Here is an 18,994-nt window from a genome sequence, read left to right as displayed (position 1 = left end):
ACCGAGGAGGAAGACACCCGCATGCCGCAAATCCAGCAGTCCGACGTCCTGTACACCGCCGTCGCCACCGCCGAGAACGGCCGCGACGGCCGTGTCGCCACCGATGACGGCAGGCTCGACGTGGTCGTCAACCCGCCCAAGGAGATGGGCGGCAGCGGCAGCGGAACCAACCCGGAGCAGCTCTTCGCCGCCGGATACAGCGCCTGCTTCCAGGGCGCCCTCGGCGTCGTCGCCCGCCAGGAGAAGGCCGACATCTCCGGCTCGACGGTCACCGCGAAGGTCGGCATCGGCAGGAACAGCGACGGCTTCGGGCTGATCGTCGAGATCTCGGCGACCCTCCCGAACCTCGACGCGGCCACGGCCCGGGCCCTCCTCGAGAAGGCCCACCAGGTCTGCCCGTACTCGAAGGCGACCCGCGGGAACATCACCGTGACGCTCGCCTGACGGAGCTCGTTGGTCGTACAGGCGGAGGCGGCACTCCTGGACGTGGGGTGCCGCCTCCGCTCATGCCCTGCGGCTCACACGGCCAGAGCCGCCTGGTGTACGGCCCTCACGAACCGCTCGTTCTCCGGCGCCGCCCCTCCCGGGAACGCCATCCGGCGCCGGGTGTAGCCGTAGGCCAGGCCACTGCGGGGATCGGCGAAGGCCTGGGAACCGCCGGCGCCGCTGTGACCGAAGGAACCGGCACCCAGGAAGGGGTGCCACATGTCGGCGGTGGCCTGGAAGCCCAGGCCGTACGACTTGTGGGCGCGGGCCACCAGGTCGTAGCCGACGGACTGGATCTGGCCCACCTCCGCGATGGTGTCCGGCTTCAACAGGGGTGGCCGGTCGGCCACTTCGCTGATCGCCGCCGCGTACATCCCGGCCAGCCCGCGCGCGGCCGCCACGCCGCCCGCCGACGCCGGCCCCTTCGCCCGTACGGCACGGGAGTTGGCGTAGCCGACCAGGTCGCCCGGGTCCGGCACCTGCTGGTTGAAGGCGATCGCGGCCAGGGTGTGCGGACCTGTCGGCGCCGCGTCCAGCAGGGCCTGCTGCTCGGCGGTCGGGGCCATCGGCTGCACCGAGCGGTAACGGGGTTCCAGCGCCTCGGGCAGCCCCAGGTGGAAGTCCAGGCCGTACGGCGCCCGGATCCGCTCCTCGTACACCTCCTGGAGCGAACGGCCCGTCGCCCGGCGCACGATCTCACCGCTGAGCGCGCCGATCACCAGCGCGTGATACCCGAACGCCGTGCCGGGGCGCCAGAACGGCTTCTGGTCCGCGAGCCGCTCCGCCACCGCCCGGTCGTCCGTCAGCTCCTGCGCGCTGAACCCGGCGTCCAGGCCGATCACCCCGGCCCGGTGCGCCAGCAGATCACGCAGGGTCAGCTGGCCCTTGCCCTCGGCCCCGAACTCCGGCCAGTAGTAGGTCACTTTGCGGTCCAGCTCCAGCGTGCCCTCCTGGATCAGGAGCGCGGCCACGAGATGGGCGGCACCCTTGGTCGACGAGAACACGCCGTAGAGGGAGTCCGGTCCGACGCCCTCGCCCGCCCACAGGTCGACGACCCGCCGACCGTGCACATACGCGCTCAACTGCCCCTCGTAGTCGGGCCGTTCGCCCGCCACGAAGGCGGCGAACTGCTCGCGCACCGCCTCGAAGCCGTCCGCGACGGTGCCGTGGATCTCCTGCGTCATCCGCTCTCCTCAACCTCAGCCGCTGCTCGCGTGTGCCATGGTGAACAATGCCCGCCCGACCTGGGCGAACTCCCCCTTCGGGTGATCCCTGAAGAGAGGCTCGGTGCCGAACAGGACGGCCCTTGGGCCGCTGACGACCGAGGCCTGTCCGGCCGCGGCGGCGGGCCCGCCGGACCCGTCCGGCAAGGGCCGCCAGTGCCCGGAGACCAGCGGACCGCCGGTGGCGTACGACTGTTCCACCCGCACCCCCGGCCCGAGATCGGTGAACCAGACCGGCGCGTACACGAACCCGTGTTCCGGGGCCCCGGCCGTCACCGGACCCGAGTTCACCACGCGCACCACGCCGTTGGCGTCCCCGTTGCCCTCCACCGGCTTCGCGGCCAGGAGCCCCGTGGCCGCGCTCAGTTCGGCCCCGGCGACCCCACGGCCGACGAGGCCGTGCCCGGCGTCCAGGAAGGCGTCCAGGGCCGTGCGGGCACCGGTGGTGAGGGCGTCGCGGTCCAGCCCCGCCGACACGAACAGCACGTCCACCGACGACCAGTCGAAACCGGCGTTCAGGACGGCCGTCGAGACCGGGGTGACCTCGAAGTTCATCTCCCGCAGCGCGAACAGCTCACCGGGCGTCACGGCGGCGGCCACGCGAGTGCGGTGCAGCTCGGCCGTGCCGGCCTGCCGGGTCGCGTCGAGGACGACGTCGTAGGTGCGAGCGGCTTCGGCGGCACGGTCCCGCGCCGACGCGGGCACGATGGCACTGCCGTCGGCGGCCCGCCGTACCGAAACGCCTTGCGCGAGCAGTGAGTTGAGCGCCGCGATCTCCTGCGGGCCGGTCAGCCGCAGCCGCAGATCGCCGCGCGGGGCGACGTGACCGACGTGCGCGGCGGCCTGGACGCGCCTCAGTGGCGCACCGGCGAGGCTCCCCGACGTCACGGGCGTGACCGTCGCGCCCCACAGCCGGCCCAGGCTCCAGCCCGAGATGTCGTACATCACCGAGACCTTGTCGCTGATGTCCCGCCCGTCCGCGAGCAGCACGTTCGCCAGGCCCCGCTTCGGCTGGCGCATGTCGACGACGTACGAGCCCTTCGGATACGTCCGTCCGCCGAGCCGCAGGTCGCGGCTCGCGCGGCTGACGCGGACGTCGTTGGCGAGGAGGTGGTCGACGAGCCGGACGGCGGCCGTCGAGCCCGGGGGAATCACGTACGCGCGGGGGAAGTCGGTGGTGTACACGTCCTCGGGCCCGATGCCCGGCACCCCGGGGACCGTCTCCTCGGACACCGGCACCTGTGCGGCCCCCGCCGCCCCGCGCCGGAAGACCTCGATCTGGTCGGCGATCAGCGACGTGCGCCTCTCCCGCACGAAGCCGAGCGTCGCCCTGATGGCCGCGCCCGCCACGGCCGTGTTGACCGCGGACCGGCGCCGCAGCTCCGCGACGGGCAGGCTGTCGTAGAGGGAGTTGTTGACGGCCAGCGGGATCTCGACCGTGTGCGCGGCGACCGTGCCGTGGAAGGCCGCGTACTGCGGGGTGAAGATCGGCGGCCAGTCGTCCCAGCCCTCCTCCTGGTCCCGGAAGGGGATCTGCGCGGGCTCGACACCGTCCCTCGCGGGTGTGTAGCCGAGGCCGTTGACGGCGGCCTCCATGCCGAGGGCGTTGGCGTAGGTGTTCTTGAGGAAGAGGTCGTACTCGTAGTTCTCGCCGTGCGGGGGAGTGGTGGGCTCGATGAGCGTGCCGTTGACGTACCCGTGCAGGTCGAGCATCACGGCCGGCTGCTTGTCGATCTCGATCTGCCGCATCGCCCGCACCTCGGGCTGCGAGGCGGTCACGAAGTCCCGGTTCAGGTCGAAGCCGTTCGCGTTCGCGCGGGTTCCGGCGATACGGCCGTCGGGGTTCGCGGTGATGTTGAAGTACAGGCGGGAGTGGGCGAGAAGGCTCTTCGTGTGGGTGTCCTCGGCGGTCGCGAGCCGCTCGACGATCTTCAGGGAGGCGTCCGTGCCCTCCCACTCGTTGCCGTGGATGTTGTTGTTGAAGAAGACGGGCGCCTTGTAACCGGCCTTGATCTCCGCGGACTTGGCGGCGGTCGCGGGCGCGGTCTCGATCAGCTCGCGCATCCGCTCCTGGGCGCGGGCCTGGGCGGTGGTCTCCGGGGCGGTCACGGTGACCAGGTAGAGCCGGTGCCCGCCCGCCGAACGCCCGGCGACCTCGACGCTCACCCGGTCGCCCAGCCGCTGGAGCGCGTTCAGCCTCGGGGCGATCGCGTGGTACGGCGTGAGGCCCAGCTTGACCGACTTGTCCGCCGGGTTCACGGGGTCGGGGGTGAGGACCTGCTCGCGGGGATAGCCCCGGGTGGTGTCCGAGAAGCCGGTGGTGGGGGCGGTGAGCGCCCGCCGGGTGGCGCTCTCCGGGGCCCGGGCCGCGCCGTGGTCGCCGGCGCTCTCGCGGGTGGGGGGCTCGGGGTCGGCGCTCGCGTTGTTCGGGGTGAGCAGCAGCGAGCCGGTGAGGGCGATGAGCAGGACAGGTCTCGCAGGAACGGTTCTCGTGGTGTGCACGCGTACCTCCTGAGGGCTTCCTGAGATCGGTACGGCGAGATGTACCTGTTCGACTCAACCGCAACAAGAGGGAGTTCGTGGCGCGGATGCCACGGATGGCGCAACTCGGGTGCCCGGACGGGGCATGCTGAGAGCGGCGGAAGCGGGCGGCGAGCGAGTCCACAGGAGAGGCCCATGGCGACGATCCCTTCGCTCCCCAGCAGGGACGAAGTACTGCGCATGGCACGGAACACCACCGACATCACCGGCCAGCTCCTGGACACGGCCCAGAACATCACCAGGATCGCGATCAACACCTTCGATCCCCGGGACGGTTCGGGCCCGGAGGTGCTGCGCGTCCTGCGCGAGACGACGGCGGAACTGGCCGAGGCGAGCGCGTCCCCGCAGGCCCAGGAGGCGTTCTACCGGATCGTCGACACCCTCACCCGGCTCGGCACCACCGGCGCCCCGCTGGCCGTGCACCCGGTCAGCGAACCGGCGCGGGCGCTGCTGGCGGCGCTGGGCGACAGTCTGCTGCCCGTCCTGGACGCGGTGGAGCCGGCGGTGGAGGAGTTCGCGACCGCACTGGGCGAACTGGTCGAGGCGACCTCGCCGTTGATCCCCGCAGCGGCGGGCGTGGCCGCGGGAACACTGCTGGCCCTGACTCCCCTGATCCGGGCGGCGACCGGGGTCCTGCGCGACTCGACCCCCGAACTCCGGCGGATCGCCGACGCGTTGACGGCGGCACTGGCCCCGCTGCTGCCCCTGCAGGTGACCCTGGCCGAACGGGCGGCCGCCGCCGGTGCGGGGGCCGTACGGGCGACCCTCCCGCCCCTCGCCGACCTCACCGACGCGGCGGCGGCCGCGGCGAAGGCGGCCCGGCCGGTACTGATCGCCGGTGAGGAGCTCTTCGTGTCCGGCCTGGAGCGGCTCCAGCCCGCGCTGATGGCCGCGGCCTCCCACGCGGGCAGCGTGGCACGGGCGGTGGCGGTCAGGGTGTCGGCTGCGGTGTCCCCGGCGGCGGAACAGGGGGTGGTGGTGGCCGTATCCCCGGCCTGACGGGCACCCGATAGGGTTCGGGACATGCGTGATCTCGGGACGGGCTTCCACTATCTCCTGAAGGGCCAGCGGTGGGTGGCCCGGCACGGCAAGCAGTACGGTTTCGGCCTGATCCCGGGCCTGATCACCCTGGTGCTGTACGTGGCGGCACTGGTCGCCCTGGCCACCTGGGGCGAGGACTTCGTGTCCTGGGCGACGCCGTTCGCCGACGACTGGTCGAGCCCGTGGCAGGGCCTGTTCCGGGGCTTCCTCACGGTGGTCCTGTTCGCGCTGGCCCTCCTCCTCGCGGTCCTCACCTTCACGGCGGTCACCCTCCTGATAGGCCAGCCCTTCTACGAGAACCTCTCCGAGAAGGTCGACCGGGACGTCTCCCCGGACGGCACGGCCCCCGAGTCCGGCCTCCCGCTCTGGCGCGAGCTGTGGATCTCGGCGAGGGACAGCCTCCGCATCGTTGTCCGGGCCGCCCTGTGGGCGGTCCTGCTCTTCGCCCTGGGCTTCGTCCCCGTGGTCGGCCAGACCCTGATCCCGGTGCTCGGCTTCTTCGTGACGGGCTTCTTCCTCACCGAGGAGCTCACCGCGGTGGCCCTCCAGCGCCGAGGCGTGGACCTCCGGGCCCGCCTCACCCTCCTCCGCTCCCGCAAAACCCTGATCTGGGGCTTCGGCACCCCCCTCGCCCTGGCCTTCGTGGTCCCCTTCGTCGCGGTGTTCCTGATGCCGGGCGCGGTGGCGGGGGCGACGCTGATGGCACGGGAACTGCTGGGGGAGGAGACCCGGGACGGCGAGGACGAGTCCGAGGACTCCGACGAGTCCGACGGGGAGACGGTGTCCGGTGGACTCGGCACCTGAGCCGACGGTCCGCGCGGCGACGGTCACGGACGCGGACGCCGTCTTCCGCCTCCTCGCCGACTTGGTGACCACCTACCGCCCCGACCCCGCCCGCTTCACGACCGTCACCTTTCCCGAGGTCCTGCGGGCGTCCGCCGAGGGGCGCGCCGAGTTCCTGGTGGCGGAGCGGAACACCCAGGTGATCGGCTACGCCTACGCGGCACGCATGCCGACCCTGTTCGCGGGCGGCATGGTCCTCGAACTCCTCGAACTCGCCGTGGACACGTCCCAGCGCGGCCTCGGTACGGGCTCCCGGCTCGTCCGGGCCATGCAGGACCGCGCGCGGCACGCCCAGGACGTGGAGATCACCGTGCCGACGCGCAGGGCTGCCGACTTCTACCGCCGCCTGGGTTTCACAGAGACGGCGACCTACCTCAAGTGGCCTTCTCCACCGCCACCACCAGAATCGCCCGCACCTGCGCGATGATGTCCAGCCGGTTCTTCACGAACCCCGGATCGGTCACCGCCCCCGTCGCGGGATCCGTGTTTCCGGCCCCGAACTCCAGGACGGGCGTGTGCACATGCCCACCCGGCAGCTCGTCGTGCAGTCCGAGCCGGTCCCGCAGCAGGGTGACCCGGTAGGCGATCTCGTTGGAGAGATAGTTCCCGCCGCCCCCGGCCCGCGCAGTGGACCCCGCGGTCGGCCCGTCCGCCCGTACGACGGGCACGGTCTCGCCCGCAGGGATCTCGGTCACGCTCGTGTTGTCGTAGACGGGGAATCGCCCGGTGTCCGCGTCCACGATCGCCTTGTACGGCAGCGTCGTCGACGTCCACTGCGGTTGCGAGGCGGGATCCGGGACCGGCACCACCCCCGTCACCCCGACGTTGTCGTTGTCCGGGAAGCCGCCCCGCCAGGCCCCGTTGGTCCGCTCGACGTCGAACCGTCCCACCCGCCCCTGACTCACGGTCGTGAAGAGATCCACCTTCTTCAGATACGGCCGCAGCGCCCGCTCCACGGTCTGGTCCGTGAAGTCCTGCCACCGCACGGGGAAGACGACGGTCTCCACCCGCGCAGGACCCTCCGCCGTCTCGATCACCGTCCCGTCGAGCGCGAGCGCACTCGCCCCGGACGGATTCGAGATCCGGATGTCCCGGTCCAGCGTGAACGGATCGAACCCGGTCACCAGGACCCGCTTCAGCCGGTCCCCGCCGGGATACCGCACAGTGGTCTGCCCTCGCGAGGTCCGCTCCAACTCGCCTAGCAGTGCGGCACGTTGTGCCTCGGAGAGCCCGAAGGACGGCTCCCAGGTCCGCACTTCACGGGTCATCCCCAACCGCGCCCAGTACAGGGGCCGATCGTCGTCCCGGCTCAGGCCCACCCGTCGCCCACCACCACCCTTCCAAGGAAGCGCTTCGCGCCCATCTAATTCGGCCGGCCCCCGCCCCTGCGCCCGGTCGACGGCCCGCTGCCACAGCGCGGACCCCTGCCGTACGACGACCTTCCGCGCCTCCGCGTAGGAACGTGCCGTTCCGAGCGCCCGCGTGAAGCGGAGCGGCACGGCGTCGAATCCGGACCGTTCGAGGATCTCCCGCGGCACGGCCTGGTCGAGCCGCTGCTCCTCCACCGTGGGTGAGGACGCGGCCGCGGCCGCCGCCGGGCTCGCGGGGGCCGCCGACCCCGCCAGCAGGACAAGTCCGAGGATTCCGATCCGAACACGCAGTGGCATCAAGGGAGTTCAGGTCCTTCCGTCGCTGTGGGGCGCGAGTGGTGCCGGACGACGGCAGTATCGCGTGACGGAAGTGGTCTACGCCATGGGGTCCGACGTGCGGGGAATCCGCCCCGCCGCCTCCCGCAGCGCCCCGACGAACGCCTCCACGGCCGGCGAGGGCGACCGCCCCCGCAGCACCGCCGCGTACACCGCCCGCGCCGGGGCCCCCTCGAGCACCGGCAGCAGCACGACGTCCGGCCGCACGGCCTCCGTGGCGAGCGCCGGGACCAGCGTCACGCCGAGCCCCGCGGCAACGTATCCCTGCTTGGCGGTCCACTCGCCGACGACATGCGCGATCCGTGACCTCAGTCCGCCGTCTCGCCCAGCAGTCGCAGAAAGTCCCGGAACGCCCCGGGCATGTCCACCGACTCGGGGTCCAGCAGCCACTGGTACTGCAGGCCGTCCATGACCGCGACCAGGAGCGGCGCGGTGCGTTCGGGGCTCAGCCCGTTGGGGAGCCGGTCGCCGTACTCGGCGCGCAGGGCCACCGTCATCGACGCGCGCACCCGCGTGTAGCGGTCGGTGAAGTACTCCCGTGCCGGATGCCCTTCCGTCACGCTCTCGCCGAGCAGCGCCGAGAAGGTCTGGATGATCCCCGGCCGCATCGCGTTGTACTCGACGAGCGAGGCGAGCAGGTCGACCCGCCAACTGCCGTTCGGCACCGCGTCCCACTTGTCCCGCTCCTCCAGCACCGCGACCAGCAGCGCGTCCTTCGTCGGGAAGTGGTGCAGCAGCCCCTGCTGGGTCAGCCCGACCCGCTCGGCCACCGCGGCCAGGCTGGCGCCCCGGTAGCCGCGCTCGGCGATGACCTCCAGGGCCGCCCGGACGATCTCGGCCCGGCGCTCCTCGCTTCTGGTCCTGGCGTTCATGGCGTCACCGTACGACATCCCGAGATCCCGAATATAACAGCCGTATAACGAAACCTACCGCTCACCAGGTAATCGATGCACGATGAGAGGACCCGCACGGACTTCAACGAGGAGGCACCGTCATGGCGGCACCCACCCCCGCCGACCAGGCCCGCGAGGCCGCCGTCGAGGCGGCGCTGGCCCGGCTCGACCTCGACGCCAAGGCGAGGCTCCTCGCCGGTCAGGACATGTGGACCCTGCCCGCGCTCCCCGAGATCGGCCTGGACTCCCTCGTCATGTCGGACGGCCCGATCGGCGTCCGGGGCGTGCGCTGGAGCGCCGACGACCCGTCGATCGCCCTGCCCTCCCCGACCGCGCTGGCCGCCACCTGGGACCCGGAACTCGCCCGCCGCGCAGGCGTGCTGCTCGCCCAGGAGGCCCGCCGCAAGGGCGTCCACGTCCTGCTGGCCCCCACCGTCAACCTCCACCGCTCCCCGCTGGGCGGCCGCCACTTCGAGGCCTACAGCGAGGACCCGTATCTGACCGGACGGATCGGCGCCGGGTACGTCACCGGCGTACAGGAGGGCGGTGTCGGCACCACCGTCAAGCACTTCGTCGCCAACGACGCCGAGACCGACCGCTTCACGGTGAACAACCTGGTCTCCGAACGCGCCCTGCGCGAGCTCTACTTGGCGCCCTTCGAGCACATCGTCGCCAACGCCCACCCGTGGGGCATCATGACCGCCTACAACACGGTCAACGGCACGACGATGACCGAGCACCATTACCTGGTCAACGAAGTCCTGCGCGGCGAATGGGGCTTCGACGGCTTCAACGTCTCCGACTGGATGGCCGCCCGTTCCACCAAGGGCGCCATCGAGGGCGGCCTCGACGTCGCCATGCCCGGTCCGACGACCGTCTACGGCGAGGCCCTCGCCCGGGCCGTCCGGGACGGGGGGGTCGAGGAGAGCGCGGTCGACACGGCCGTACGCCATGTCCTGCGGCTCGCCGCCCGCGTCGGCATCCTGGACGGTGCCGAACCCGTCGTCACCGAGCTTCCGGAGACCGTCGACGGCATCGAACTGGCCCGCGAGATCGCCCGCCGCTCCTTCGTGCTGGTCCGCAACCAGGGCGCGCTCCCGCTGAAGGAAGGCACGGTCGCCCTCATCGGCGCCGCCGCCCGCGACGCCCGGGTCCTCGGCGGCGGCTCCGCCACCGTCTTCCCGGACCGGATCGTCTCCCCGCTCGACGGCCTCACCGCCGCCCTCCCCGAGGGCACCCTCAGCTACGCCGTCGGCGCCGACCCCAACACCGAACTCGCCGTCGCCGACCAGGGGTTCACCTTCGAAGCGGTCTGCCGGGACGCGGCCGGCGAGGTCATCGGCACGGCCTCCGTGCCCAACGGCCACATCCAGTGGATGGGTTCGGACCTCCCCGAGGGCGTCACCCACGACCGGCTGCACACCGTCGAGTTGACGGGCACCTTCACCCCGCGCGAGAGCGGCACCCACACCTTCGGCATCAAGGGACTCGGCGCCTTCAAACTGGTCGTCGACGGCACGACGTACTACGACGACGTCCAGCGCACCGACGAGGACGACCCCTTCGTCACCTTCTTCGGCGCCCCCGAGCCCCGCGCCCAGGTCGAACTGACCGCGGGCGAACCGGTCGAGGTCTCCCTCACCCACGTCGTCGTCCTCCCCGAGGACGTCCCGATGAAGGTCGTCACGTTCTCCCTCGCCCACCAGGACCCGCGGCGCGACCCCGACGAACTGATCGCCGAGGCCGTCGAGGCGGCGCGCAACGCCGACACGGCCGTCGTCGTGGTCGCCACCACCGAGCGCGTCGAGTCCGAAGGCTACGACCGGAAGGACCTCGCGCTCCCGGGCCGCCAGGACGAGCTGGTCCGCGCGGTCGCCGCCGCCAACCCGAACACCGTCGTGGTCGTCAACTCCGGCTCCCCGGTGGAGCTGCCGTGGCGTGCGGACGTCGCCGCCGTCCTGCTCGGCTGGTTCCCCGGCCAGGAGGGCGGCGCGGCCCTCGCCGACGTGCTGACCGGCGCCCACGAGCCCGGCGGCCGCCTCCCCACCACCTGGGGCACCCTGGCCGACGCCCCGGTCACCCGGGTCACCCCCAAGGGCGGCGAACTCCCCTACGACGAGGGCGTGTTCATCGGGTACGCGGCCTGGGAGAAGGAGGGCCGCACCCCGGCCTACCCCTTCGGCCACGGCCTCGGCTACACCGACTGGACCTACGAGTCCGTCGAGGTCCGGGGCACCACCGTCCGGGTCCGGCTGCGCAACTCCGGTTCCCGCGCCGGCCGCGAGGTCGTCCAGGTCTATCTGGCGCCCGCCGGACCCGACGCCGAGCGCCCGGCCCGCCGGCTCGCCGGATTCGCGGGGGCCGAGGCCGGTCCCGGCGAGAGCGTCGAGGTCACCGTGGAGATCCCGCACCGGGCCTTCGAGATCTGGGACGAGAAGACCTCATCGTGGTCGTATGTGAAGGGTTCGTACGAAATCCAGGTGGGTCGCTCGATCGGCGACCGCCGGGTCACCGCGACGATTAACGTCTGATCCGAGGGGGCACAGCCCTCACACAAGCCAGCCCCGGCCCGGGACCTGACCCCTGGGCCGGGGCTCGTGCGTGTCTACCTGCTGGTGAATCCGTAGACCGTCTCCGAGCGGTAGGTCTCTCCCGGCCGCAGCACCGTGCTCGGGAACTCCGGCCGGTTCGGGGAGTCGGGAAAGTGCTGGGTCTCCAGCGCGATGCCGTCACCGGGCGCGAAGGGCTCCGGCAGATGGTCCGCGGTGTACAGCTGGAGCCCCGGCTCGGTGGTCGCCACCGTCAGCACCCGGCCGGATGCGGGGTCGTACAACTCGGCGACCTCGACGGCCCGTTCGGTGATCCCCTTGTCGAGCACGAAGTTGTGGTCATAGCCCGCGCCCACCTTGCGCGCCTGACGGAAGTCGAAGCGGGTGCCCGCGACCTCCTCGATCCCGGTAGGGATCAGATCGGCGTCGACCGGGGTGAACCGCGAGGCGGCGATCCGCAGTTCGTGGCCGCCCGCGTTCCCGGAGCCGGCCAGGTTGAAGTAGCTGTGGTTGGTCAGGTTGACGATGGTCGGCGCGTCGGTGACCGCCTCGTACGAGATCCGCAGCGCGCCCGACTCGTCCAGGCTGTACGTCCCCGAGACCTCGAGGCGCCCCGGGAAGCCCTCCTCGCCGTGCGCGCTGACCCGGCTCAGCCGCACCCCGTGCTCGCCGGCCGGCTCCATGTCCCACACCCGCTTGTCGAAGCCGCGCTCGCCGCCGTGCAGGGAGTTGGGCGCGTTGTTGGGGGCGAGGGCGTAGGTCAGCCCGTCGAGCTCGAAGCGGCCGCCCGCGATCCGGTTCGCGTACCGCCCGATGAAGGCGCCGAGATACGGACCGGAGTTCTCCAGATATCCGTCCAGCTCGGCGAACCCCAGCACCACGTCCGCCGTCCGCCCGTCCCGGTCCGGAACCTCGACCGACTGCACGATCCCGCCGTACGACAGGATCCGCACGCGGACGCCCGCGCGCTCCAGGGTCCAGCGGTGCACCGGGGTGCCGTCGGAAAGTGTGGCGAAGAGTTCGTTCATGTGCGGAACTTTAAGTCACGGACCTGACCTTGCGGTATGCGATCTCCGCCAGACGCGCCTGTCCGTTCACACTCGGGTGGAACCAGTCCCAGTGGCTGAGCTGCTCGGTGCCGAACCGGTAGTCGTACACCGCGCCCCCGTCGTACCGGCAGTGCCCGTCCTTGGCGCACACCTCCTTCAGTACGGAGTTGTAGGCCTCCACCCGGTTCTGCACGGTGTCCCGCCGCTCGGTCGCCGCCGCGTCCAGGGCGTCCGCGTCGGCCAGCATCGACGGACACACGCCCAGCTTCCACACCTGCTTGCCCAGCGGATTGGCGCGGCCCTCGGACCACAGCCGCTTGAGGTTCGGCACGCTCGCCACGTACACCTGCGCCTTGGGCGCCTGCTTGCGCAGCACGCTCAGCGCGTCCTCGAAGCCGGACCGGAACGCGGACACCGAGGTCATCGCCGCGGTGGAGTCCCGGCAGGCGTCGTTGGCGCCCACCATCACCGTCACCAGAGCGGGCGTCCGCGCCGCCGCCTGTGCCATCTGCGCGGGCAGATCGGCCATCCGCGCCCCGGACACCGCGTAGTTCCAGCTGCGCTCGGCCGCCTTCGCCCGCCCCAGCAGCCGTACGGCGAGCGAGTCGACCCGGGTGCTGCCGCCGGTGGCCCAGGACACGTCGGGGCAGTCCTTCAGGATCCCGCAGGCGTCGAAGCCGCGCGTGATGGAGTCGCCGACAGCGGCTACCGAAGCCGGGCTGCTGTCCCACGCCGGAGTGGGCTTCGGAGAGGGTGTGGCCTTCTGCGTGGGTCCCGCCGAGTCGCCCCCCACCGCGTCACACCCCGCGACGCCCAGGAGAGCCGCCGTCAGAACGGCGACGACGGCCCGTGAACGGGGGCCCTGCTTGCGCATCCGTGGTGTTCCCCTCGTGAAAACGATGGTCCTCTCATAACAACGCACAAGAGTTCCCGGTGGCGCGCGAGGGAACGATCGACACCCGTACTAGCGTCCTGCCGGGTGAATGGCGGGCGTTTCGGGGCATCGGGACCGACGGTACGTCACACTCCTTGCGCCGCCGCACGGTAGCCTCGCCATCAACGTGGCCGGCCGGCATCGCCGCCATGCCGGCCAGCAAGATCTGTCCCGCTCTGCCCGGAGGTCCCGGTGACGACACGTGGAGTTCTGTACGTGCACTCCGCGCCGCGCGCGCTGTGCCCGCACGTCGAGTGGGCCGTCGCCGGGGTGCTCGGCACGCGCGTCAACCTCGACTGGATCCGGCAGCCGGCCGCACCGGGCACCTGGCGCTCGGAGTTCTCCTGGAAGGGCGAGGTGGGCACGGCGTCCAAGCTCGCCTCCGCCCTCAGAGGCTGGCACCTGCTGCGCTTCGAGGTCACGGCCGAGCCCTGCCCCACCGCCGAGGGCGAGCGCTACAGCTGCACCCCGGAGCTCGGCATCTTCCACGCCGTCACCGGCATCCACGGCGACATCCTGATCCCAGAGGACCGCCTGCGCGCCGCCCTGACCCGCTCGCAGCGCGGGGAGACGGACCTGGAGGCCGAGCTGGCCAAGCTCCTCGGCAAGCCCTGGGACGACGAACTGGAGCCCTTCAGGTACGCCGGCGAGGGCGCCCCGGTCCGCTGGCTGCACCAGGTCGTCTGAGTTCTCCGCACAGGTGAAGGGCCCCCACCGACCGGTGGGGGCCCTTCAGTTGCGTACACACGATTCTCAGACCGTACGGAACGCCAGCACCACGTTGTGCCCGCCGAACCCGAACGAGTCGTTCAGTGCGGCGATACGGCCCTCCACGGGCAGCTTGCGGGCCTCGCCGCGGACGACGTCGGCGTTGGCCTCCGCCTCCGGGTCGAGGTTCTCGACGTTGATGGTCGGCGGAGCCACCCGGTGGTAAAGGGCGAGCACGGTCGCGACCGTCTCCACGCCGCCCGCGCCACCCAGCAGGTGACCGGTCATCGACTTGGTGGCGGACACGGCCATGTGGTCGGCGTCGTCGCCGAACACCTTCCGCAGCGCCTTGAGCTCGGCGATGTCCCCGGCCGGAGTCGACGTCGCGTGCGCGTTCACGTGCACGATCTCCGCCGGGTCCAGGTCGGTGCTGTCCAGCAGGTTCTCGAGCGCGCGCGAGATGCCACGCCCCTCGGGCTCCGGCTGCACGATGTCGTGGGCGTCGGCGGAGACGCCCTGGCCCACCGCCTCGGCGTACACCCGCGCACCGCGCGCGGCGGCGTGCTCGGCGGACTCCAGGACGACGACACCGGCGCCCTCGCCGAGGACGAAGCCGTCCCGGGCGATGTCGTAGGGACGCGAGGCGCCCTCGGGGTTCTCGTTGTTCTTGGACATCGCCATCATGTTGCCGAACGCGGCGATGGGCAGCGGGTGGATCGCCGCCTCCGTGCCACCGGCGACGACGACGTCGGCGCGGCCGGTACGGATCATCTCGATGCCGTAGCCGATGGCCTCGGCGCCCGACGCACAGGCGGAGACCGGCGTGTGCACGCCCGCGCGGGCGCCCACCAGCAGACCCACGTTGGCGGACGGGCCGTTGGGCATCAGCATGGGGACGGTGTGCGGGGAGACGCGGCGGACGCCCTTCTCCTTGAGCACGTCGTACTGGTCGAGCAGGGTCGTCACGCCACCGATGCCGGAGGCGATGACGGCGCCGAGACGGTCGGGGTCGACCTTGTCGTCCTCGCCGGCCTTGGCCTCGAAGCCCGCGTCGGCCCACGCCTCCTTGGCCGCGATCAGCGCGAACTGCGCCGAGCGGTCGAGACGGCGGGCCTGCGGCCGGGGAATCACCTCGGACGGCTCCACCGCGATCTGCGCGGCGATGCGGACCGCCTGCTCAGCGGCCCACTCCTGCTCCAGGGGCTTGACGCCGGACTTGCCGGCGACCAGACCCTCCCAGGTAGAGGCTGCGTCGCCACCCAGCGGTGTGGTTGCGCCGATACCGGTGACGACCACGGTGCGATTGGTCGGGCTCACGGGAAATCTTTCTCCAACGTTACGAGGATTAAGCGGCGCCACCGCCGGGTGGCGGGGCCGGCACGTCCGGCCTGGAGGGCTCCGGGGAGCCCGGGAGACTCAGGCCTGGTGCTTGAGGATGTAGCTGGTCGCGTCGCCGACGGTCTTGAGGTTCTTGACGTCGTCGTCCGGGATCTTGACGTCGAAGCGCTCTTCAGCGGCGACGACGACCTCGACCATGGACAGCGAGTCGACGTCCAGGTCGTCGGTGAAGGACTTGTCCAGCTGGACGTCCTCAACCGGGATGCCGGCGATCTCGTTCACGATGTCGGCAAGACCGGCGACGATCTCTTCCTGAGTGGCGGCCATTGGGCGCTCCTTCGTTTTCTTATCCAGAGGGTTGGCAGTGCGTCCCGTCCCGGACCGAGTGATCCGGCACGGAGTGCCTAGGGGAGGGTAACGACAGTGGCGGCGTAGACGAGACCCGCCCCGAATCCGATGACGAGCGCGGTGTCGCCGCTCTTCGCCTCGCCGGTCGCCAGGAGCCGCTCCATGGCGAGCGGGATCGAGGCGGCCGAGGTGTTGCCGGTGGTGCGCACGTCACGCGCGACCGTGACGTGCTCCGGCAGCTTGAGAGTCTTCACCATCGAGTCGATGATCCGCTCGTTGGCCTGGTGGGGAATGAAGACGTCCAGGTCGGCCGGACTGATCCCGGCCGCGTCCAGCGCCTGCTGGGCGACCTTCGCCATCTCGAACACGGCCCAGCGGAACACCGCTTGGCCCTCCTGCGTGATCGCGGGGAACTTGCCCGTGGAGTCGTACTCGGTCCACGCCACGGTCTGCTTGATCGTCTCGGACTTGTCGCCCTCGGAGCCCCACACAGTGGGGCCGATGGCCGGCTCCTGGGCGGGGCCCACGACGACCGCGCCGGCACCGTCGCCGAACAGGAAGGCCGTGGCGCGGTCCTCCAGGTCGGTCAGGTCGGACAGCCGCTCGACACCGATGACAAGTACGTACTCTGCCGAGCCCTCGACGATCATGCCCTTGGCGAGCGTGAGCCCGTAGCCGAAGCCCGCGCAGCCCGCCGAGATGTCGAAGGCGGCGGCCTTGTTCGTGCCCAGCTTGTCCGCGATCTCCGTCGCCACGGCCGGGGTCTGCTTGAAGTGCGAGACGGTCGAGACGATCACGCCGCCGATCTGCTCGGCGGAGATCCCGGCGTCGGCGATCGCCTTGCCGGACGCCTCGATCGACATCGCGGCGACGGTCTCCTCGGCGTTCGCCCAGTGCCGGGTCTCGATGCCGGAGCGCGAGCGGATCCACTCGTCGGACGAGTCGATCGTCTCGAGGATCACCTCGTTCGGCACGACCCGGGTCGGGCGGTAGCCGCCGACACCGAGGATGCGCGCGTACGGGGCGCCCTTGCTGGGCTTGATCTTCGACATGCTCTCGTGCTCCTTCTCAGGCACCGTGCTCGGCGATGAGCTCGCGAGCAGCGTCGAGGTCCTCGGGGGTCTTCAGTGCCAGGGTCTTGACACCGGGCAGCGCGCGCTTGGCGAGGCCGACCAGCGTGCCGCCGGGGGAGACCTCGATGAACGCGGTGGCGCCGAGCTCCTTGAACGTCTCCATGCACAGGTCCCAGCGCACCGGGTTGGCGACCTGCCCGACCAGTCGCTCCAGCACCTCGGCGCCGGTGGCGACGGCCTGGCCGTCCTTGTTGGAGACGTAGGTGACCGTCGGGTCGGCTGGCGTCAGGTCGGCGGCGGCCTTGGCGAGCGCGTCGACCGCGGGAGCCATGTGGTGGGTGTGGAAGGCGCCGGCGACCTTCAGCGGGACGACCTTGCGGACGCCCTCGGGCTTGTCGTCGTTCAGGACGGCGAGCTGCTCCAGCGTGCCCGCGGCGACGATCTGCCCCGCGCCGTTGACGTTCGCCGGGGTCAGACCCAGCTTCTCCAGGTGCGCGACGGAGACCTCGGGGTCGCCGCCGAGCAGCGCCGACATGCCGGTCTCGGTGATCGCGGCCGCGTCGGCCATGGCCAGACCCCGCTTGCGTACGAGCGTGAGGGCGGCGGTGTCGTCCAGAACGCCCGCGAAGGCGGCGGCGGTGATCTCACCGACACTGTGCCCGGCGACCGCGCCGGGAGCGATGTCAGTGATGGCACCGAGTGCCGAGGCGGACAGGATCCCGGCCGCGACCAGCAGCGGCTGGGCCACCGAGGTGTCACGGATGGCGTCCGCGTCGGCCTGTGTGCCGTAGTGGGCGAGGTCCAGGCCGATGGCGTCGGACCACGCGGCGACGCGGTCCGCGGCACCGGGGAGTTCGAGCCAGGGGGTCAGGAAGCCGGGCGTCTGGGCGCCCTGGCCGGGAGCGACGAGTACGAGCACTCTCACACTCTCTCTTGAGGGCGGCCCAAGCCGCCCGTGGGGACAGGGACGAAGAACATGGAGGGGTTTTGTGGGGCCCCGACAAAAGCCTAGGGCTGGGGATCTCCGTCGGCCAGACGCCCCAGGATGAGCGCGATCCGCAAGGTGAACGCCGAACGTACATCGGAGGGCGACCAACCGGTGACATCAGTCACACGTCGAAGCCGGTAGCGCACGGTGTTGGGGTGCACGAAGAGCATCCGGGCCGCACCCTCCAGACTGGACGCCTGTTCGAGGTAGACGGAGAGTGTCTCCAGGAGCGCGGAGCCGGCCTCCTCCAGCGGTCTGTAGATCTCCTCCACCAACTGCTGGCGCGCGCTGGGATCCCCGGCCATCGCGCGTTCCGGGAGCAGGTCGTCCGCCAGGACCGGGCGCGGGGCGTCCTGCCAGGCGGAACACGCCTTGAGGCCGGCGGCGGCGGCCTGCGCGGACCGGGTGGCGGCGAGTAGATCGGGTACGACGGGCCCGGCGACCACGGGTCCGGCCGCATAGGGCCCGATCAGCGACTTGGCCACCGCGAGAGGGTTGTCGCTGCCGCCCGCGATGACGACCAGCCGGGAGCCGAGCACCCCGGTCAGCACCTGGAGCTTGGCGTGCCGGGCGGCCCGCCGGATGGCCTCGACGGTCAGCTCGGAGTCACCGTCGGGAGCGGTGCCGAGGAGCACGCACACATGCTCGGGAGCGTTCCAGCCCAGCGCGGCGGCCCTGCTCACCGCCCCCTCGTCGGCCTCACCGCTGAGCACGGCGTTCACGACGAGCGACTCCAGCCGGGCGTCCCAGGCACCGCGTGCCTCGGCGGCCTGGGCGTAGACCTGTGCGGTGGCGAAGGCGATCTCGCGGGCGTACACGAGCAGGGCCTCACGCAGCACGGACTCGTCACCGGGGGCGGCGACCTCGTCGATCGCGCTCTCCATGACCTCGATGGTGGTGCGCACCATCTCCACGGTCTGCCGGAGCGTGATGGCCCGGGTCAGCTCACGGGGGGCTGTCCCGAACACGTCGGTGGAGATGGCCTGCGGGGCGTCGGGATGCCGGAACCACTCGGTGAAGGCCGCGATGCCGGCCTGGGCGACCAGCCCGATCCAGGAACGGTTCTCCGGAGGCATGGCCCGGTACCACGGCAGCGTCTCGTCCATGCGCGCGATGGCCTGCTGCGCGAGAGCCCCGGACGACTTCTCCAGCCGCTTCAGGGTCGCGACATGGGCGTGGACGCCGGGCGCGTCGGGGTCGGACTTGCGGTGTTCGGGTTCGGGCACGGGACAAGACTGCCTTATCCGGACGTCAACGCGCGCCGCCGGGTACCG

The 18,994-nt window shown here is 71.5% G+C and carries 17 protein-coding genes and 1 pseudogene; 6 read left to right on the top strand and 12 right to left on the bottom strand.

Annotated features, from left to right (window positions below; genetic code table 11):
* The first annotated feature begins 21 nt into the window (after positions 1–21).
* The gene (locus ACIBJB_RS02325; RefSeq protein ID WP_398925639.1) at positions 22–444 is read left to right on the top strand and encodes an organic hydroperoxide resistance protein; all 423 of its coding nucleotides are present in this window, start codon (positions 22–24) and stop codon (positions 442–444) included.
* A gap of 74 nt (positions 445–518) precedes the next feature.
* On the opposite strand, the gene ACIBJB_RS02320 is transcribed toward ACIBJB_RS02325, so the two are convergent.
* Positions 519–1,670: a serine hydrolase domain-containing protein gene (locus ACIBJB_RS02320; RefSeq protein WP_398925637.1), complete on the bottom strand. Its 1,152-nt coding sequence runs from the start codon at positions 1,668–1,670 to the stop codon at positions 519–521.
* A 15-nt stretch (positions 1,671–1,685) separates the two neighbouring features.
* The gene (locus ACIBJB_RS02315; RefSeq protein WP_398925635.1) at positions 1,686–4,211 is read right to left on the bottom strand and encodes a M14 family zinc carboxypeptidase; all 2,526 of its coding nucleotides are present in this window, start codon (positions 4,209–4,211) and stop codon (positions 1,686–1,688) included.
* A gap of 174 nt (positions 4,212–4,385) precedes the next feature.
* Between ACIBJB_RS02315 and ACIBJB_RS02310 the strand changes: the two genes are divergently transcribed.
* The 3 genes from ACIBJB_RS02310 to ACIBJB_RS02300 are packed head-to-tail and all read left to right on the top strand — an operon-like array spanning position 4,386 to position 6,561.
* Positions 4,386–5,249, top strand: coding sequence for a hypothetical protein (locus ACIBJB_RS02310; RefSeq protein ID WP_398925633.1), 864 nt, complete (start codon positions 4,386–4,388; stop codon positions 5,247–5,249).
* 24 nt (positions 5,250–5,273) lie between these two features.
* Positions 5,274–6,095 carry an EI24 domain-containing protein gene (locus ACIBJB_RS02305; protein WP_398925631.1) on the top strand — a complete coding sequence of 274 codons (822 nt, stop codon included), beginning with the start codon at positions 5,274–5,276 and terminating at the stop codon, positions 6,093–6,095.
* A complete protein-coding gene (locus tag ACIBJB_RS02300) occupies positions 6,079–6,561 on the top strand; it encodes a GNAT family N-acetyltransferase (protein WP_398925629.1) in 483 nt (160 codons plus the stop codon). The genes ACIBJB_RS02305 and ACIBJB_RS02300 overlap by 17 nt, the downstream gene beginning before the upstream one ends.
* Here the strand turns inward: ACIBJB_RS02300 and ACIBJB_RS02295 are convergent.
* The 3 genes and pseudogenes from ACIBJB_RS02295 to ACIBJB_RS02285 form a co-directional block, all read right to left on the bottom strand.
* A complete protein-coding gene (locus ACIBJB_RS02295; protein ID WP_398925627.1) occupies positions 6,509–7,804 on the bottom strand; it encodes a pyroglutamyl peptidase in 1,296 nt (431 codons plus the stop codon). The two genes, ACIBJB_RS02300 and ACIBJB_RS02295, sit on opposite strands and share 53 nt — an antisense overlap.
* A gap of 75 nt (positions 7,805–7,879) precedes the next feature.
* A pseudogene (locus tag ACIBJB_RS02290) lies at positions 7,880–8,155 on the bottom strand (LysR substrate-binding domain-containing protein); the annotation flags it as partial.
* Positions 8,149–8,730 (bottom strand): TetR/AcrR family transcriptional regulator, encoded by a 582-nt coding sequence (locus ACIBJB_RS02285; RefSeq protein ID WP_398925625.1) that lies wholly within the window; start codon positions 8,728–8,730, stop codon positions 8,149–8,151. The pseudogene ACIBJB_RS02290 and the gene ACIBJB_RS02285, both read right to left, overlap by 7 nt.
* A gap of 104 nt (positions 8,731–8,834) precedes the next feature.
* Here ACIBJB_RS02285 and ACIBJB_RS02280 point away from each other — a divergent pair, with 104 nt between their 5' ends.
* On the top strand, positions 8,835–11,264 hold the full coding sequence (locus tag ACIBJB_RS02280; RefSeq protein WP_398925623.1) for a glycoside hydrolase family 3 protein: 2,430 nt from the start codon (positions 8,835–8,837) through the stop codon (positions 11,262–11,264).
* 74 nt (positions 11,265–11,338) lie between these two features.
* Here the strand turns inward: ACIBJB_RS02280 and ACIBJB_RS02275 are convergent, their stop codons facing one another.
* Together ACIBJB_RS02275 and ACIBJB_RS02270 are read right to left on the bottom strand one after the other, a co-directional pair.
* Complete coding sequence (locus ACIBJB_RS02275) at positions 11,339–12,310, bottom strand: aldose epimerase family protein (RefSeq protein ID WP_398925621.1); 972 nt, start codon at positions 12,308–12,310, stop codon at positions 11,339–11,341.
* 10 nt (positions 12,311–12,320) lie between these two features.
* Positions 12,321–13,205 (bottom strand): SGNH/GDSL hydrolase family protein, encoded by an 885-nt coding sequence (locus tag ACIBJB_RS02270; protein WP_398925619.1) that lies wholly within the window; start codon positions 13,203–13,205, stop codon positions 12,321–12,323.
* A 252-nt stretch (positions 13,206–13,457) separates the two neighbouring features.
* Between ACIBJB_RS02270 and ACIBJB_RS02265 the strand changes: the two genes are divergently transcribed.
* Positions 13,458–13,952, top strand: a complete 495-nt coding sequence (locus ACIBJB_RS02265) for a DUF3145 domain-containing protein (protein ID WP_007381747.1) — start codon at positions 13,458–13,460, stop codon at positions 13,950–13,952.
* A gap of 66 nt (positions 13,953–14,018) precedes the next feature.
* Here ACIBJB_RS02265 and fabF read toward each other — a convergent pair whose 3' ends face one another.
* The 5 genes from fabF to ACIBJB_RS02240 all read right to left on the bottom strand — a co-directional run bounded on the left by fabF (position 14,019) and on the right by ACIBJB_RS02240 (position 18,946).
* Positions 14,019–15,290: a beta-ketoacyl-ACP synthase II gene (fabF, locus tag ACIBJB_RS02260; RefSeq protein WP_359375680.1), complete on the bottom strand. Its 1,272-nt coding sequence runs from the start codon at positions 15,288–15,290 to the stop codon at positions 14,019–14,021.
* Between the two features lie 99 nt (positions 15,291–15,389).
* Positions 15,390–15,638: an acyl carrier protein gene (locus ACIBJB_RS02255; RefSeq protein WP_062042561.1), complete on the bottom strand. Its 249-nt coding sequence runs from the start codon at positions 15,636–15,638 to the stop codon at positions 15,390–15,392.
* A gap of 77 nt (positions 15,639–15,715) precedes the next feature.
* On the bottom strand, positions 15,716–16,711 hold the full coding sequence (locus ACIBJB_RS02250) for a ketoacyl-ACP synthase III (RefSeq protein ID WP_398925617.1): 996 nt from the start codon (positions 16,709–16,711) through the stop codon (positions 15,716–15,718).
* A gap of 16 nt (positions 16,712–16,727) precedes the next feature.
* Positions 16,728–17,651, bottom strand: a complete 924-nt coding sequence (locus tag ACIBJB_RS02245; RefSeq protein ID WP_398926807.1) for an ACP S-malonyltransferase — start codon at positions 17,649–17,651, stop codon at positions 16,728–16,730.
* Between the two features lie 89 nt (positions 17,652–17,740).
* Positions 17,741–18,946: a PucR family transcriptional regulator gene (locus ACIBJB_RS02240; protein ID WP_398925615.1), complete on the bottom strand. Its 1,206-nt coding sequence runs from the start codon at positions 18,944–18,946 to the stop codon at positions 17,741–17,743.
* Between the last annotated feature and the right edge of the window lie 48 nt (positions 18,947–18,994).

Origin of the sequence: Streptomyces sp. NPDC050759 (genome assembly GCF_044456945.1) — a bacterium.
In the GTDB taxonomy this organism is placed as follows: Bacteria; Actinomycetota; Actinomycetes; order Streptomycetales; family Streptomycetaceae; genus Streptomyces.
The sequence above is the reverse complement of the archived record's forward strand: the minus strand, read 5'-3'. Positions and strand labels throughout refer to the sequence as shown.